The sequence below is a fragment of the Pseudomonas sp. GL_139_B genome, assembly GCF_057834475.1.
Genome location: NZ_CM174403.1, coordinates 4352952 through 4370264 on the forward strand (window position 1 = coordinate 4352952; position 17313 = coordinate 4370264).

Consider the following 17313-nt stretch of genomic DNA (forward strand, 5'->3'; position numbering starts at 1 on the left):
GATGTTGAGGTGAAACATGTACAACTGGATCGACGCCCTCGCCGACCTGCAATCCCAGGGTGATCCCTGCGTGTTGGTGACCATCATCGAAGAGCTTGGCTCGACGCCGCGCAATGCCGGTTCGAAGATGGTCATCAGCGCCACCCAGACCTTCGACACCATCGGTGGCGGGCACCTGGAATACAAGGCCATGCAGATCGCCCGCGACATGCTTGCCAGCGGCAAACAGGACACGCACCTGGAGCGCTTCAGCCTCGGCGCCAGCCTGGGCCAGTGCTGCGGCGGCGTGACCGTATTGCTGTTCGAACCGATGGGCCAGGTCCAGGCGCAGATTGCCGTGTTCGGCGCCGGCCACGTTGGCCGCGCATTGGTACCGCTGCTCGCCAGCCTGCCTTGCCGGGTGCGCTGGATCGATTCGCGGGAGGACGAATTCCCTGAACAGATCCCCCACGGCGTGCGCAAGATTGTCAGCGAAGAACCGGTGGATGAAATCGACGAACTTCCCGTCGGCAGTTACTGCATCGTTATGACCCACAATCACCAGCTCGACCTCGAACTCACTGCCGCGATTCTCAAGCGCAACGATTTCGCCTACTTCGGCCTGATCGGTTCGAAAACCAAACGGGTGAAGTTCGAACACCGTCTGCGTGATCGTGGATTCGACAGCGCCGTGCTGCAACGCATGCGCTGCCCGATGGGCATCGGCGAAGTCAAAGGCAAGTTGCCTGTGGAAATCGCCATCTCCATCGCCGGCGAAATCATCGCCACCTATAACGCGAATTTCGGCCAGCAGACCGCCAGCGCCGGATCATCGATCGCCAAACTGCTGCCTGCTTCTCGCCGCAGTCACGCTTCGAATTAAAGAGCCACTAATAGAGAACGACAATGCCTCTGACTCGCAAAGCCTACCGTGCCGCCATCCTGCACAGCATCGCTGACCCCGCCGAAGTCGGGATTGAAGCCTCGTACGAGTATTTCGAAGACGGCGTGCTGGTGGTCGATAACGGCCGGATTAGTGCGCTCGGCCACGCCAGCGACTTGCTGCCGACGCTGACAACCGATATCGAGATCACCCATTATCAGGATGCGCTGATCACACCGGGCCTCATCGACACCCACATCCATTTGCCGCAAACAGGCATGGTCGGCGCCTACGGCGAACAGCTGCTGGACTGGCTCAACACCTACACCTTCCCATGCGAAAGCCAGTTCGCCGACAAGACTCATGCCGATGAAGTGGCCGACATTTTCATCAAGGAACTGCTGCGCAACGGCACCACCACCGCGCTGGTGTTCGGCAGTGTGCACCCGCAATCAGTGAACTCGTTCTTCGAGGCCGCCGAACAGCTCGACCTGCGCATGATCGCCGGCAAGGTGATGATGGACCGCAATGCGCCGGATTACCTGACCGACACCGCCGAGTCCAGCTATGTCGAAAGCAAGGCGCTGATCGAGCGCTGGCACGGCAAGGGCCGCTTGCACTACGCCGTCACCCCGCGTTTCGCCCCGACCAGCACTCCGGAGCAACTGACCCTTGCCGGCCAGTTGCTGAGTGAATACCCAGACCTGTACATGCAAACTCACATCAGTGAAAACCTGAAAGAAATCGAGTGGGTCAAAGAGCTGTTCCCGGAACGCAAAGGCTACCTGGACGTCTACGATCACTACCAATTGCTGGGCGAGCGTTCGGTGTTTGCCCATGGTGTGCACCTGTGCGACGACGAGTGTGCACGTCTGGCGCAAACCGGCTCGGCTATCGCCTTTTGCCCGACCTCGAACTTCTTCCTCGGCAGCGGCCTGTTCAATCTGCCGATGGCCGAGAAACACAAACTGAATGTCGGCGTGGGTACAGATGTGGGCGGCGGCACCAGTTTTTCACTGCTGCAAACCTTGAACGAAGCGTACAAAGTCATGCAGTTGCAAGGTGCGCGCCTGAGCCCGTTCAAGTCGCTGTACCTGGCCACACTCGGCGGAGCGCGAGCGCTGCGACTGGAAGACAAGATCGGCACGCTGAAACCGGGTACCGATGCGGACTTCCTGGTGCTGGACTACAACGCCACTCCACTGCTGAGCTATCGCTTGAAGCAGGCCAACAACATTGCCGAGACATTGTTTGTGCTGATGACGCTGGGGGATGACCGGACGGTGTTGCAGACGTATGCAGCGGGGAATCTGGTGCATCAGCGCTGAGGTTTTTCGGGTACAAAAAATCCCCCATTGCTTAACAGCCTGGGGGATTTTTATTATCCGTCAGACCGCCATCGCGAGCAGGCTCGCTCCCACAGTGGATCTTCAGTGATCACAAATTTTGCATTCAACACAAAACCCTGTGGGAGCGAGCCTGCTCGCGAATGGGGCAACTCGGTCTATCAGAGTTTCGCGCTCGGCCGCCCTGGCTTCTTGGTCTGCAACAAATGCGAGAACACCGCGTGCAAATCATCCGACGCGCTTTCTTCGTTAAGGTTGAGTTTGCTGTCGATGTGATCCATATGATGCATCATCAAACTCACCGCCAGCTCTCCGTTGCGCGCTTCGATGGCGTCAATCAACTGGGTGTGCTCGTCGTAGGAACAGTGCGAACGGTTGCCACTTTCATACTGGGCAATGATCAATGAAGTCTGCGACACCAGGCTGCGCTGGAAGCTGATCAGGGGCGCATTCTTCGCCGCTTCAGCGAGTTTCAGGTGGAATTCACCCGACAGACGGATGCCAGCACCGCGATCGCCCCTGGAGAAGCTGTCGCGCTCATCGTTGACCATCTGCCGCAACTCGGCGAGTTCCTCAGCGGTCGCGTGTTGCACCGCCAGCTCAGTGATCGCCCGCTCCACCAGACGGCGCGCGAAGAACACCTGACGGGCCTCCTCGACGCTCGGGCTGGCGACGACCGCGCCACGGTTCGGACGCAGTAGCACGACGCCCTCATGGGCCAGGCGCGACAGTGCGCGGCGAATGATGGTGCGACTGACCCCGAAAATTTCCCCCAACGCTTCTTCGCTCAACTTGGTGCCGGGTGCCAGACGCTGCTCGAGAATGGCCTCGAAGATATGCGCGTAGACAATATCGTCCTGGGTACCGCTGCGACCGGCCTTGCCTGCTCGCGGTTGTTTCTTTAGGGGTTGCAACTGTTCGTTCATGGGCACTCGAGTCGGGAAAACTGCGGCGAATTGACGGTGACTGTAATACGGCACAGTGGGTCGCTGGCAAGTATCGCGTTAAACACACCGCGATTGTACACAACGGATGGTGGCAACACGACTGTACGGCTGTTTGTCGCGTCCGCTGTATTGCAACGATCCGCTACGTTTGAGTTTAGGCTTGAACCCGGAATCTGCCGCTCAAACACAGCCCCCTGTGGGAGCGTGGCTTGCCCGCGAAGGCGTCCTGTCATTAAACATTGAGGCGACTGACACGACGCCTTCGCGGGCAAGCCACGCTCCTACAGGGTTCAGTGGCCTTTCGGACATCTTTATCAGAAGGAATATCGCTGTCATGAACGACGCCACGCACACGCAGCTCAGCCCCTTGGCCGACACCTCGCCATCGGCCATCGTCGCCGGGTTTATCGCGATGATGACCGGTTACACCAGCTCGCTGGTGCTGATGTTCCAGGCCGGACAAGCGGCAGGCCTGACCAGCGGGCAAATTTCGTCGTGGATCTGGGCGATTTCGATTGGCATGGCCGTGTGCTCGATTGGTCTGTCGTTGCGTTATTGCACCCCTATCACGATTGCCTGGTCGACTCCCGGTGCAGCGTTGCTGATCACCAGCCTGGGCGGTGTGAGTTACGGCGAAGCCATCGGCGCCTACATCACGTGTGCGGTGCTGGTAACCCTCTGCGGCTTGACCGGCAGCTTCGAACGGCTGGTGAAGAAGATTCCGGCGTCCCTGGCTGCGGCCCTGCTGGCAGGGATACTGTTCAAGATCGGCAGCGAGATTTTCGTCGCCGCCCAGCATCGCACCGGGCTGGTGTTGGGGATGTTCTTCACCTATCTGCTGGTCAAGCGCCTGTCGCCGCGTTATGCCGTGCTGGCCGCGCTGTTGATCGGCACGGCGTTGTCAGGCTTTATGGGGCTGCTGGATTTCAGTGGCTTCCATCTGGAAGTGGCAACGCCAGTCTGGACCACGCCGCACTTTTCCCTAGCGGCGACCATCAGCATCGGCATTCCGTTGTTCGTGGTGGCCATGACCTCACAGAACATGCCGGGCATCGCCGTCCTGCGCGCCGACGGTTACACCGTGCCAGCGTCACCGCTGATCACCACCACTGGCATTGCCTCATTGCTACTGGCCCCATTTGGCTCCCACGGGATCAACCTTGCCGCTATCAGCGCAGCGATCTGCACTGGCCCACATGCCCATGAGGATCGTAACAAGCGTTACACGGCCGCCGTCTGGTGCGGGATTTTCTACGGGATCGCCGGGGTATTCGGCGCGACGCTGGCGGCGCTGTTTGCGGCATTGCCAAAGGAGTTGGTGCTGTCGATTGCGGCGCTGGCGTTGTTCGGCTCGATCATTAATGGCTTGAGCATCGCCATGACGGAAGTGAAGGAACGTGAAGCGGCGTTGATCACCTTTATGGTCACGGCGTCGGGGTTGACGCTGTTTTCCATCGGCTCGGCGTTTTGGGGGATTGTCGCGGGGGTGTTGACGCTGGTGATTTTGAATTGGCGTAAAAACTAAAATCTGCGCATAAAAAACGGCGACCCTTGGGTCGCCGCTTTTTTTAAGACAAAAAGCTATGACATCAAGCTACCGGATTGATCGGCTTTTCCGGGTACCAGACGTCGATCAGCGGGCTGACGGTTGCTTCAGTCAGTTCGCTACGGCCTTTGAGCCAGGCTTCAACAGCGGCACGCTGCTCTTCGGATACCGAGCCACGCTTCTGCAGACAAACCAGACCGAAGTCGTCGCCGCCAACATAGCCCAGACCGTTAGCTTCCATGGCTTCTTTCAGGAACGCGTCGAGGAAAGCATCAATGGCTTCATCAGCCAAATCTTCTTTGAAATCCAGGTTCAGTTCGAAACCCAGCTCTTGAAATTCATCGACGCACAGTTTTTTGCGCAGACGCTGGGAACGGTTAGTCGCCATTGGAACAATCCTCAAAAGTAATAACGGGCGGCACTTTAGCAGTTTAAGCCACTAATTGCCCGACTCTCTGGGGTGCATGGCTGACCGCCGGTAAAAAAATAGCGGATTAGAGGCTTATGGTACGGCACACGCCGTCAAGCCTTGGGGCATAATGCCGACACTTTCATGACCACTGAGGGATTTTATCGCCATGCCCTCGTTTTTTTCCCCCTCGGCTGTAGGGTTTTATTGCACATGATCAAGTCTTTGCGTCCATTGCTGCTGGCCAGTTTCTTTCTTCCGCTGGCCCTCTCCGTTTCCGCCGCTCCGATCAATACTGCGCTCTCGCCCAACGTCGAAAAGGCCCTCAAGGCCAGCAAATTGCAGGACAGCGCCCTGTCGCTGGTGATGATCCCGCTTACCGGTCCTGGCACCCCGACCGTTTTCAACGCTGACGTTTCGGTCAACCCGGCCTCGACCATGAAACTCGTCACCACCTATGCCGCCCTGGAAATGCTCGGCCCGAACCACCAGTGGAAAACCGAGTTCTACACTGACGGCACCCTCAGCGGCGGCATCCTCAACGGCAACCTCTACCTCAAAGGTGGCGGCGATCCGAAACTGAACATGGAAAAACTCTGGCTGCTGATGCGTGATCTGCGCGCCAACGGCGTGACGCAAATTACCGGCGATCTGGTGCTGGACCGCAATTTCTTCGCCCAGCCGCTGTTGCCCGAGTTCAATGATGACGGCAATGACGAAAACAAGCCGTTCCTGGTCAAGCCCGACTCGTTGATGGTCAACCTCAAGGCCCTGCGTTTTGTGGCGCGCAATGACAACGGCCGAGTGCTGGTGTCGGTGGAACCGCCGATTGCCAGCATCCGCATCGAAAATCAGGTCAAGGCCATCAACTCCAAGCAATGCACCGGTGGCGTACGGTACAACCCGGTGACCCAGGCCGATGGCAGCGTAACCGTGACGGTCGGCGGCCAATTGGGCGATGGCTGCAGCTCCCAGACCTACCTGTCGTTGCTTGACCACGCGACTTACACCGCTGGTGCTGTGCGGGCCATCTGGAAAGAACTGGGTGGCAGCATTCAAGGCAAGGATGTGCTGGCACCCACCCCAAGCGGTGCAAAATTGCTGGCCCGGGCTTACTCGCCGGACCTGGCGGAAATCATCCGCGACATCAATAAATACAGTAACAACACCATGGCGCAGCAGCTTTTCCTGAGCCTGGGCCAGAAGTACCGCACCGATGCCGATGGTGATGATGCCAAAGCCGCGCAGCGTGTGGTGCGTCAGTGGCTGGCGAAAAAAGGCATCACGGCGCCGCATCTGGTGATGGAAAACGGTTCCGGCCTGTCCCGCTCCGAACGTGTCAGCGCCCGTGAAATGGCGGCCATGCTACAAGCAGCCTGGCACAGCCCGTATGCCGCGGAGTTCATCAGCTCGATGCCGATTGCCGGCACCGACGGCACCATGCGCAAACGCCTGAAAACCACCGCGATGCGCGGCGAAGCCCACGTCAAGACGGGCACCCTGAACACCGTACGCGCCATCTCCGGCTTCAGCCGCGACGTCAATGGCAACACCTGGGCAGTGGTGGCGATCCTTAACGACAAGGCACCGTTTGGCGCGTCTTCGGTACTGGATCAGGTGCTGCTGGATCTGTATCGCCAACCGAAACTGCCAGATACGGCTTCGGTGCTCTAACCCGATCTTCCAGACACTGAAGATCAAATGTAGGAGCGGCGGGCTTGCTCGCGAATACGGTGTATCAGTCAACTAAAATGCTGAATGACACACTGCTTTCGCGGGCAAGCCCGCTCCTACAAAGGGCCGCATCCGGCTTCAGCTTACCTGCGCTTCAACCCGATCCCGCCCAGCCAGCTTCGCCGCATAAACCCCTGAGTCCGCCCGCAGCAACAGCGCATCCGCGCCCTCCCCGACGCGCCAACTGGCGATACCGAAACTCGCGGTGACGAACCCGACGTCGTCGATCGGTGAACTGCGCAGCCCTTGCCACAACTGCAAGGCCAGCACTTGAGCTTGCTCGCTGTCGGTGTCCGGGCAGAGCACCATGAACTCTTCCCCCCCGAGGCGACAGAACACATCCGTACGTCGCAGCCGATGAGCGATACGCTCACACACGGCCTGCAACACCCGATCCCCCACGGCGTGGCCATGCTGGTCGTTGATGCGTTTGAAGTGGTCAATGTCGAGCATGATCACCGACAACTCGCCCGCTCCCCGCTGGACTCGAATCATTTCGGTGGTCAGACGTTCCTGGAAATAGCGGCGGTTATGGATCCCGGTCAGCGAGTCGGTGATCGACAGTGCGCGCAACTCTTCCTCCACCCGTTTCAGGTCGGAGATGTCGGAAATGTAGCCATGCCAGAGCACGCCGCCACCGGGCAGCTCTTCAGGGGTCGCCTCACCGCGAACCCAGCGCAGGCCGCGTATGGGCAACTGCACGCGGTATTCCTCGCGCCACGGGCTAAGGGTGTCCGCTGACTCCCGGATCGAGGCACGGACCCGGGTCGTGTCCTGTGGATGAATGCGCGTGAAGATCGACTCGGCATCGAGCAGCAGCACATCCGGTTCGAGTTCGTAGATCTCACGAATACCGTCGCTGGCATAGATCACACTGAAGCGACCGTCGAATTCCATCTTGAATTGATAGATGCCACCGGGCACATGGGCACTGAGTTTTTTCAACAACAGGTCCCGTGCCGCCAGCGCCTCGTGGACGCGCTTGCGTTCGGTAATGTCGATGCAGATCGCCAGATGACCGACCCACAGGCCGTGCTCGTCGAGCACCGGGGTCGCGAGCATGTTCACCGCCAAATGGCTTCCATCGCGGCGCACCAGCGTCCACTCACGCGCCTCATCCCCGCCCTCTTCGCCCCCCTTGACCAACATCGACTGACTGGTCGAAATCGGTTTGCCGTACCGCGTACTCAACTCCGCCGCACGCACCACCAACTCCCGGCGCAAGTGCAGGTTTTCCAGGGTCATGTGCCCCACGACCTCGACGCTGGCGTAACCCAGCATCTGCTCGGCACCGGCATTGAACGTATTGATGACCCCGCGCAGGTCGGTGGCGATGATCGCCACCTGAGTTGCCGCATTCAACACACCACGCAACTGGCCGTGAGTGCCACGTAACTCCTGTTCGCGGGCACGTAATTCCTTAGTCCGCTGCTCCACCATTTTCAGCGCGCGCTGACGCTGGCTGACCAACACATACAGCAATGCACTGAGAAGCAGACTAAGCAAACCACCCAGCACCATCAGGGTCTTCACCGAGGAGTGGTTGGCTTTTATAAAGGCTTCGCTCGGCATGATGTCGACTTGGTAATCATGATCGGCCAATCGCAATAGCCGGCTCGTGGACAATTTACTGACCGCCGGCCCGTTGAAGGATTCGTAAAGCACTTCGTGTTGCCCCTCGATTGACAAGTCGAGAATGCGCACCGAAAGAAAGTCGTAACTGGCATCCGGCAATCCATCTGCCAGTAACTGGCGCATGCTGATCACTGCCATGACATACCCGTAGGGTTTTGCCCCCACAATGCTTGGCGAGTTGCGCAAAATCACCGGCGCCACCAGCAGCACGCCACGCGCATAGGCCGGATCGATACTGACCAGATGCATCGGCTGCGACACCGCCATAGTGCCCAGTCTGTCCGCCCGCTCAAGGGTTGATCGACGCATCGGCTCGGCCAGCAAGTCGTAACCCAGCGGCGAGCCAAATCGACTTTGCGTCTGGCTGTAGAGCACCGCCACGTATTCATCGCGTTCACCGGCCAATTGCAGATGACCGTTGCCGTCTTGCTCACGAATGCTGAAGTCGTTCACCCCCTCGTTCCGCACCTTGTGCTCGAATTCTGCGCGCTCGGCACGCGTCACTCGGGTCGCGAACTCAAAGGCTTGAGTCCGGTGCAATAAAGGGTGGGTGTAACCGTCGAACTCCTCGCGGGAGACCGAGTCCGAATTGGCGAAGAACCGGCGCAGGCCGTCGAGGCGTTGCTCCTGGTCTACGAAACGTTCTTCTATGCGGCTATAACGCTCACTGGCCAGCAGTTGGAAGCGTTGCTTGAGTTGATGCTGGAATACATTGAGCGTCGACCAGGCCAGTATCCCCGTAAGAACGCCCCCCATAAGCAACACCAGAAGCGCCACCAGCCAGGCCGACGCATCTTCGCTGATAATACCCAGGATCCTGGGGCGCACGGCGTGCAACGACATAGACACAACTCAAAACGCCAGGTGCGGGAAAACCCATTGGCCATGAGAAGAGTTATAGCTATTAGCCACTAATTTGACCAGCACTGAACGAATCCACAGAGCCTTTAAAAATCAAGGCTCTGTGGATCCACCGTTCAGCTATCAGCGTGCAGTGATTTTCCAGGCACGGTGGATCTTGCCGTTACGGGCGAAATCCGGATCGATGGTCTGGGCGGTAATTTCTTCAACGGCGTAACGCTCGGTGAGGTTTTCCTCAAGGGTGAACTTGCGGAAGTTGTTGGAGAAATACAACACGCCAGCGGGCGCCAGACGCGCCATGGCCAGGTCGATCAACTGCACCTGATCGCGTTGCACGTCGAAGATCCCTTCCATGCGCTTGGAGTTGGAGAACGTCGGCGGGTCGATGAAGATCAGGTCGTATTCGTCACGGCAGGCGTCGAGCCAGGCCATCACATCGCCCTGCTCCAGGCGGTTCTTGTCCGAGAACCCGTTCAGCGACAAATTACGTCGCGCCCAGTCCAGATAGGTTTTCGACAGGTCGACGCTGGTGGTGGTGCGTGCGCCGCCCTTGGCCGCGTGAACACTGGCGGTAGCGGTGTAGCAATACAGATTGAGAAAGCGCTTGCCGGCCGCCTCTTTCTGAATGCGCATGCGCATCGGACGGTGATCGAGGAACAGCCCGGTGTCGAGGTAGTCGGTGAGGTTGACCAGCAGCTTCACGCCACCTTCGTTGACCTCGACGAACTTGCCCTGCGCGGCCTGACGCTCGTACTGCTTGGTGCCGCTCTGACGCTCGCGACGCTTGACCACCACGCGGCTCTTGTCGATGTTCAGAGCCTGCGGAATCGCAGCCAGGGCATCGAACATGCGTGCCGAGGCTTTTTCCGGATCGATGGATTTCGGCGCCGCGTATTCCTGGACGTGGACCCAATCCTGATACAGGTCGATGGCCATGGAATATTCCGGCATGTCGGCATCGTAGACGCGATAGCAATCGATGCCTTCGCGCTTGACCCATTTGCCCATCGCTTTCAGGTTTTTTTGCAGGCGATTGGCAAACATCTGCCCGCCTTCGCTCAAGCGCGGTTGCTCGATCACCGGTGCGGGTGCTGGCGTCGGTTTGATCGGGTTGCCGTTTTTGTTGTACTTGCGTTCTTCCGGCTCGCTTGGCGCCTGATCATAGGCCGCCTGCTCACGCTCCACCTGACGCTGTTCCGGGGTACGACGCTCGCCCGTGACGAACTGGTCCGGCGTGACCTTGATCAGCAGCAGCTTGCACGGCAGCGCGCCGTTCCAGAACGAATACTGCTTGTGGCTACGAATGCCCATGCGCTTGCCCAGGTCCGGCGCGCCGGTGAACACCGCGGCCTCCCAGTTCAGGCAGGCCTGACGCAGACGCTCGCCGAGGTTCTGATAGAGGTAGAGCAAGCTCGCCTCGTCACCCAGACGCTCGCCGTACGGAGGGTTGCAAATCACCAGGCCTTTCTGGTTCTGGTCCGGACGTGGCTCGAACGTACCGACTTCGCCCTGGTAGATCTTGATCCACTCACTCAGGCCGGCACGCTCAACGTTGTTGCGGCCCGGTTGAATCAGGCGCGGGTCGGCTTCGTAACCGCGAATCCACAGCGGTGGCTTGGCCAGGCCGGCCGCGCAACGCTCAGTGGCTTCTTCGTGAAGCTTTTTCCACAGTGCCGGAACGTGGCCCAGCCAATGGGTAAAGCCCCACTGCTCGCGACGCAGGTTCGGCGCCATGTCGGCGGCGATCATCGCGGCTTCGACCAGGAACGTACCGACACCGCACATCGGGTCAGCCAGCGCGCCGCCTTCGGCCGCAATGCGTGGCCAGCCGGAACGGATCAGGATCGCGGCCGCGAGGTTTTCCTTCAGCGGTGCCGCGCCTTGCTGCAAGCGATAACCTCGCTGGTGCAGACTGTGACCCGACAGGTCGAGGGAAAGAATCGCTTCGCCACGGTCCAGGCGCAGGTGAATGCGCAGGTCCGGGTTGAGTTTATCGATCGACGGACGGTCGCCTTGCGGAGTGCGCAGTTTGTCGACGATGGCGTCTTTGACTTTCAAAGCGCCGAAGTGGGTGTTGTCGATACCCGAGCCATGGCCGCTGAACTCGACGGCCAGGGTACCGGCGTTGAGCATGTGGTCTTGCCACTCGATATCCAGCACGCCGTGGTACAGGTCTTCGGCGTCCTTCATCGGGAACCGCTTGAGCACCAGCAGCACCCGGTTCGCCAGACGCGACCACAGGCACAGGCGATAAGCGGTTTCCATGGTCGCCATGCCGCGCACGGCAGAGGTGTGCTCGCGTGCTTCTTCAAGGCCAAGCCCGACGGCTTCCTCGATCAGCAGGCCTTCAAGGCCTTTGGGGCAAGTGAGGAAGATTTCGAATTGATCGGACATTGGATTTTCAGAGCCTTTAGCAGTGAACCGGCAACGCATTGCCGGCCCGGATTTCAATCAGGCGCTTTTCTAAAAGAGCGCCCGCGTGGCACGAAGGTGTGCCGTCCCACCTGTGCTGCTCAGATTAGAAGAGCTTAGATGCACAGGCAGATAAAAAAGTTGATGCAACAAAATGTCACAAGTCGACCCTTCGTCGAATAATGCTTCCATGCAACAGAAGTCATTCTCACTAAAGGATTAGCCTCATCATCCTGCGGGGGGCCGATCATACAGGGCTTTATCAACGAACACGGGCCAAACATCGTGTTACTTATTGCCTTAGCATCTTTATCGTTACGTTCTTATGACAAAACGATCATTCCCTCGATGTGACGCTTTGGTTAGAACTCAACACAGGTTGACGCCGCAACGACGTCAACACCTTGGCTCGCGACGCCGGCAGCGGGCCCCAACGGCAGAAGTTTTTTTCTGCCAGACCTCGATTGAGGTCTACGCGATGAATACAGTCAACAAGTGAGGGCAACACCCTATGAGAAGACTTAAGCGTGATCCGTTGGAAAGAGCATTTTTGCGCGGATATCAATATGGCGTTGGTGGCAAATCCCGTGAGCTTTGCCCATTTACTCTACCGTCAGTACGCCAAGCCTGGATTAACGGCTGGCGCGAGGGACGCGGCGACAACTGGGACGGTATGACCGGCACTGCGGGAATCCACAGACTCAACGAACTTCACGCCGTCGGCAATTAATTACAGGGCCTAACACTCCGACACGACAATCTGATGACTGACTGAATTAACCACGCACGTCCCATCCGGACGGCGGGCTTCGGCCCAGGGGCTCCTTCTAGGAGCCCTTTTTTATGCCTGCTCTCTGGCGAAACGTGTAGGAGCCCGGCTTGTGGGCGATGGCGTCCTTGAGATCGCCATCGCCGGCAAGCCGGGCTCCTGCAGGGGGTTAGCGCAGTGCTGCGATGGCGTCTACCGACTCACGGATCAACGCCGGGCCTTTGTAGATAAAGCCGGAGTAGATCTGCACCAGGCTCGCACCCGCCGCGATTTTCTCGGCTGCGTGTTTACCTTCGGTGATGCCGCCCACGGCGATGATCGGCAAGCGACCTGCCAGTTCCGCCGCCAGCACTTTCACGGTGTTAGTGCTCTTGTCGCGAACCGGTGCGCCGGACAGACCACCCGCCTCGTCGCCGTATTCCATGCCTTCGACGCCAACGCGGCTCAGAGTGGTGTTGGTGGCAATCACCGCGTCCATCCCGGTTTCAATCAGCGCTTGTGCGACTTGTGCGGTTTCTTCGTCGGTCATGTCCGGCGCGATCTTGATCGCCAGCGGGACATGTTTGCCGTGGCGCAACGCCAGTTCCGCGCGGCGCGTGGCCAGATCAGCGAGCAACTGCTTGAGCGAATCGCCGAACTGCAGGCTGCGCAGGCCCGGGGTGTTGGGCGAGCTGACATTGACCGTCACGTAGCTGGCGTGGGCGTAGACCTTGTCCAGGCAGATCAGGTAATCGTCGACCGCGCGCTCAACCGGGGTGTCGAAGTTCTTGCCGATGTTGATGCCCAGCACGCCTTTGTACTTGGCTGCCGCCACACGGGCCAGCAGATAATCGACGCCAAGGTTGTTGAACCCCATGCGGTTGATGATCGCCTCGGCTTCCGGCAGACGGAAGATCCGTGGTTTCGGGTTGCCCGGTTGCGGGCGCGGGGTGATGGTGCCGATTTCGACAAAGCCAAAACCCAATTGAGCGAAACCGTCGATGGCCGCGCCGTTTTTGTCCAGACCGGCCGCCAAACCCACCGGGTTGGGAAAATCCAGGCCCATGACCGACACTGGCACTTTCGCCGGGGCCTTGCACAGCAAGCCGTTGAGGCCCAAACGCCCGCCCGCGCCGATCAGGTCCAGGGACAAATCGTGGGAGGTTTCCGGGGAAAGCTTGAACAACATCTGACGGGCCAGGGTGTACATGGGCGGGTTTGACTCTGGGCTGAAAAGTGGCGGCAATTATAGCCGCGCATCGAGGTTGCAGGCGAGGCGCGCGATGAAATCAGCGAGCGATGGCATATGCCTTGCACCGTCACCGGTACCAGCACTTATCTCACGGCGGGATGAGTCGAAAGACAACGGCGTCGTCACTGGACCTTGCTCTGGCAAGCAGCCTGTACGGCGTTTTTTTTATGCAAGGTACTTATTGATGATTGAAGTTCCAGCCAACCCTCTGGCCTGGGTCAATGGCAGCGATGCCCCGGAAAAGACCGACATCAATCTCGGCTTCATGGCCCTGAGCGACTGCGCCTCGGTCGTGGTCGCCGCCACGCAGGGGTTCGCCCAGCCCTACGGCCTTACCCTGAACCTCAAGCGTCAGTCGTCCTGGGCCAACCTGCGGGACAAACTGGTCAGCGGCGAACTCGACGCAGCCCACAGTCTGTACGGCCTGGTCTATGCGGTTCACCTGGGCATCGGCGGCGTGGCCTCGACCGACATGGCCGTGCTGATGGGCCTGAACCAGAACGGCCAGAGCATCAATCTCTCCCACGGCTTGCAAGCGTTGGGCGTGACCAGCCCTGAAGCACTCGACCGCCACGTGCACCAAACTCGCTCGAAACTCACCTTCGCCCAGACATTTCCCACCGGCACCCACGCCATGTGGCTGTATTACTGGCTGGCGAGTCAAGGCATCCACCCGTTGCAAGATGTCGATAGCGTAGTGGTGCCGCCACCGCAAATGGTCGCGCACCTGCAAGCGCAGCGTATCGACGGTTTCTGCGTCGGCGAACCCTGGTCCGCCAGTGCCGTGCAGCAGAATCTCGGCTTTACCCTGGCAACGTCGCAGACCATTTGGCCCGATCACCCGGAAAAAGTCCTCGGCTGCACCCGCGCGTTTGTCGAGCAATACCCAAACACCGCGCGGGCGTTGGTGATGGCGATCCTGGAAGCCAGCCGGTTCATCGAGCAAAGCACGGAAAACCGTCGCAGCACCGCACAACTCTTGAGTGCGCCCGACTACCTCGACGCCGCCCTCGACTGTATTGAACCGCGTCTGCTGGGCGATTATGCCGATGGGTTGGGCAATCGCTGGCAGGACCCGCACGCGCTGCGCTTCCATGCCAGCGGCGAGGTCAATGTGCCGTACCTGTCCGACGGCATGTGGTTCATGACCCAGTTCCGGCGCTGGGGTTTGTTGCGCGACGATCCGGATTACCTCGGCGTGGCCCGTCAGATTCAACAACTGGACTTATACCGTGAGGCCGCCAGCGCGGTCGGTGTCAACGCCAGTGGCCAGGACATGCGCAGCAGCCAGTTGATCGACGGCAAAATCTGGAACGGCTCCGATCCATCCGGTTATGCCCGCAGCTTCAAGTTGCACGCTCTGAGCGACAGCTCGCAACGATTCGCTCAGCGCTGACAGGAGACTGCAAACATGCTGCGTATCCTGCTGATCAACGATACCGCGAAGAAAGTCGGCCGCCTCAAAGTCGCCCTGACTGAAGCCGGGTTCGAGGTGATCGACGAGTCAGGCCTGACCATCGATTTGCCCGAACGCGTCGAAACGGTGCGTCCGGACGTGATTCTGATCGATACCGAGTCACCGAGCCGCGATGTGCTGGAGCAAGTGGTGCTGGTGACTCGCGACCAGCCACGGCCAATCGTCATGTTTACCGATGAACATGACCCGGGTGTGATGCGCCAGGCAATCCAGTCCGGGGTCAGCGCCTACATCGTCGAAGGCATTCACGCACAACGCTTGCAGCCGATTCTCGACGTGGCCATGGCGCGGTTTGAAAGTGACCAGGCGTTACGCGCCCAGCTTCATGCCCGCGACCAGCAATTGGCCGAACGCAAGCGCATTGAGCTGGCCAAGGGGTTGCTGATGAAGATGAAGAACTGCAATGAAGAAGAGGCCTACACCCTGATGCGCCGCCAGGCCATGAGCCGGCAGCAGAAGCTGATCCAGGTGGCGGAGCAGATTATTGCCATGAGTGAGTTGCTTGGATAACTCGATCATTGTGGCGAGGGGGCTTGCCCCCGCTGGGTGGCGAAGCCGCCCTATGCATTCCCTCAGGCATACCCTGCACACAGGTCTTGCGACGGCTTCGTCGCCGGACGGGGGCGGGCCCCCTCGCCACAAAAGCAGATTGTTGGCACAGATCTGGCTTAGCAATCACCACAGGTAACCAACGGCGGTTGCCCCACCTACGACAAAGACGTCGCTCACCTCTTTTGCCCTTGGCGAATCAGGTAGCGGCGTTTTTTCGTTTTGGCCCCACAGCCCGGGGCCGGTGGTGCGGCCCTTAGGCGCCCCACCTGATAGCTCATGACTCCTTCTCGAGACTCTTCACAGCTGAGGTGCGCGATGAATTCAAGCTTCTGGAAATCCGGCCATACGCCGACACTGTTTGCGGCCTTCCTCTATTTCGACCTGAGCTTCATGGTCTGGTACCTGCTTGGCCCGTTGGCCGTACAGATCGCCGCCGACCTGCACCTGACCACCCAACAACGCGGGCTGGTGGTGGCGACGCCGATTCTGGCCGGGGCCGTTCTGCGCTTTATCATGGGCATGCTGGCGGATCGTCTGTCGCCAAAAACCGCCGGGCTGATTGGCCAGGTGATCGTCATCTGCGCGCTGTTCGGCGCCTGGAAACTCGGGATTCACAGCTACGAACAAGCGCTGATGCTGGGCCTGTTCCTCGGCATGGCCGGTGCGTCCTTCGCCGTCGCCCTGCCGCTGGCCTCGCAATGGTATCCGCCGCAGCATCAGGGCAAAGCCATGGGCATTGCCGGCGCAGGCAATTCGGGCACGGTGCTCGCCGCGCTGATCGCCCCGGTATTGGCCGCCGCGTTCGGCTGGAGCAACGTGTTCGGCTTCGCCTTGATCCCGCTGATCCTGACCTTCATCGTCTTCGCCTGGTTGGCGAAAAACGCACCTGAACGGCCGAAAACCAAGTCGATGGCCGACTACTTCAAAGCCCTGGGCGACCGCGACAGCTGGTGGTTCATGTTTTTCTACAGCGTGACCTTCGGCGGCTTCATCGGCCTGGCCAGTGCCCTGCCCGGCTACTTCAACGACCAATACGGCCTGAGCCCCGTCACGGCCGGTTACTACACGGCGGCCTGCGTGTTTGGCGGCAGCCTGATGCGCCCGTTGGGTGGTGCGCTGGCAGACCGTTTCGGTGGTATTCGCACGTTGCTGGCGATGTACACGGTGGCGGCAATCTGTATCGCTGTGGTGGGTTTCAATCTGCCGAGTTCCTACGCGGCACTGGCGCTTTTCGTCTGCACCATGCTCGGATTGGGCGCTGGTAACGGTGCGGTTTTCCAATTGGTGCCGCAACGCTTTCGTCGCGAGATCGGTGTGATGACCGGTTTGATCGGCATGGCTGGCGGTATCGGTGGCTTTGCATTGGCGGCAGGCATGGGCGCGATCAAGCAAAGCACCGGCAGCTATCAACTGGCTTTGTGGTTGTTCGCCAGCCTTGGCGTTCTGGCCTGGTTCGGTCTGCACGGGGTGAAACGTCGCTGGAGAACCACCTGGGGTTCGGCTGCCGTGACGGCGGCTCGGGTCTGAGACCT

13 protein-coding genes are annotated in these 17313 nt (G+C 59.5%); 8 read left to right on the plus strand and 5 right to left on the minus strand.

Annotated features, from left to right (window positions below):
• Positions 1–16: 16 nt before the first annotated feature.
• Entirely contained in the window at positions 17–862 is an 846-nt protein-coding gene (gene xdhC, locus AC3ISI_RS19840) for a xanthine dehydrogenase accessory protein XdhC (protein ID WP_489333440.1), read from the plus strand.
• A gap of 23 nt (positions 863–885) precedes the next feature.
• Positions 886–2190: a guanine deaminase gene (gene guaD, locus AC3ISI_RS19845; RefSeq protein ID WP_489333441.1), complete on the plus strand. Its 1305-nt coding sequence runs from the start codon at positions 886–888 to the stop codon at positions 2188–2190.
• Positions 2191–2369: 179 nt separating this feature from the next.
• On the opposite strand, the gene AC3ISI_RS19850 is transcribed toward guaD, so the two are convergent.
• Positions 2370–3134: a GntR family transcriptional regulator gene (locus AC3ISI_RS19850; protein ID WP_489333442.1), complete on the minus strand. Its 765-nt coding sequence runs from the start codon at positions 3132–3134 to the stop codon at positions 2370–2372.
• A 355-nt stretch (positions 3135–3489) separates the two neighbouring features.
• Between AC3ISI_RS19850 and AC3ISI_RS19855 the strand changes: the two genes are divergently transcribed.
• Positions 3490–4680 (plus strand): benzoate/H(+) symporter BenE family transporter, encoded by a 1191-nt coding sequence (locus tag AC3ISI_RS19855; RefSeq protein WP_489333443.1) that lies wholly within the window; start codon positions 3490–3492, stop codon positions 4678–4680.
• A 64-nt stretch (positions 4681–4744) separates the two neighbouring features.
• Here the strand turns inward: AC3ISI_RS19855 and AC3ISI_RS19860 are convergent, their stop codons facing one another.
• Positions 4745–5089: a YggL family protein gene (locus AC3ISI_RS19860; protein WP_007896965.1), complete on the minus strand. Its 345-nt coding sequence runs from the start codon at positions 5087–5089 to the stop codon at positions 4745–4747.
• 234 nt (positions 5090–5323) lie between these two features.
• On the opposite strand from AC3ISI_RS19860, the gene dacB reads away from it, so the two are divergent.
• Complete coding sequence (dacB, locus tag AC3ISI_RS19865; RefSeq protein ID WP_489333444.1) at positions 5324–6784, plus strand: D-alanyl-D-alanine carboxypeptidase/D-alanyl-D-alanine endopeptidase; 1461 nt, start codon at positions 5324–5326, stop codon at positions 6782–6784.
• 138 nt (positions 6785–6922) lie between these two features.
• Here dacB and AC3ISI_RS19870 read toward each other — a convergent pair whose 3' ends face one another.
• The gene (locus AC3ISI_RS19870; protein ID WP_489333445.1) at positions 6923–9322 is read right to left on the minus strand and encodes a sensor domain-containing diguanylate cyclase; all 2400 of its coding nucleotides are present in this window, start codon (positions 9320–9322) and stop codon (positions 6923–6925) included.
• 141 nt (positions 9323–9463) lie between these two features.
• A complete protein-coding gene (rlmKL, locus tag AC3ISI_RS19875; protein ID WP_489333446.1) occupies positions 9464–11734 on the minus strand; it encodes a bifunctional 23S rRNA (guanine(2069)-N(7))-methyltransferase RlmK/23S rRNA (guanine(2445)-N(2))-methyltransferase RlmL in 2271 nt (756 codons plus the stop codon).
• Between the two features lie 529 nt (positions 11735–12263).
• Between rlmKL and rmf the strand changes: the two genes are divergently transcribed.
• Complete coding sequence (gene rmf / locus AC3ISI_RS19880; protein ID WP_007948532.1) at positions 12264–12482, plus strand: ribosome modulation factor; 219 nt, start codon at positions 12264–12266, stop codon at positions 12480–12482.
• Positions 12483–12690: 208 nt separating this feature from the next.
• On the opposite strand, the gene AC3ISI_RS19885 is transcribed toward rmf, so the two are convergent.
• Positions 12691–13710 carry a quinone-dependent dihydroorotate dehydrogenase gene (locus AC3ISI_RS19885; protein ID WP_489333447.1) on the minus strand — a complete coding sequence of 340 codons (1020 nt, stop codon included), beginning with the start codon at positions 13708–13710 and terminating at the stop codon, positions 12691–12693.
• A 226-nt stretch (positions 13711–13936) separates the two neighbouring features.
• On the opposite strand from AC3ISI_RS19885, the gene AC3ISI_RS19890 reads away from it, so the two are divergent.
• The 3 genes from AC3ISI_RS19890 (at position 13937) to AC3ISI_RS19900 (ending at position 17308) form a co-directional block, all read left to right on the plus strand.
• Complete coding sequence (locus AC3ISI_RS19890) at positions 13937–15148, plus strand: CmpA/NrtA family ABC transporter substrate-binding protein (protein ID WP_489333448.1); 1212 nt, start codon at positions 13937–13939, stop codon at positions 15146–15148.
• 15 nt (positions 15149–15163) lie between these two features.
• Positions 15164–15739 carry an ANTAR domain-containing response regulator gene (locus AC3ISI_RS19895; protein WP_489333449.1) on the plus strand — a complete coding sequence of 192 codons (576 nt, stop codon included), beginning with the start codon at positions 15164–15166 and terminating at the stop codon, positions 15737–15739.
• A gap of 357 nt (positions 15740–16096) precedes the next feature.
• Positions 16097–17308 carry a nitrate/nitrite transporter gene (locus tag AC3ISI_RS19900; protein ID WP_489333450.1) on the plus strand — a complete coding sequence of 404 codons (1212 nt, stop codon included), beginning with the start codon at positions 16097–16099 and terminating at the stop codon, positions 17306–17308.
• Positions 17309–17313: the final 5 nt, after the last annotated feature.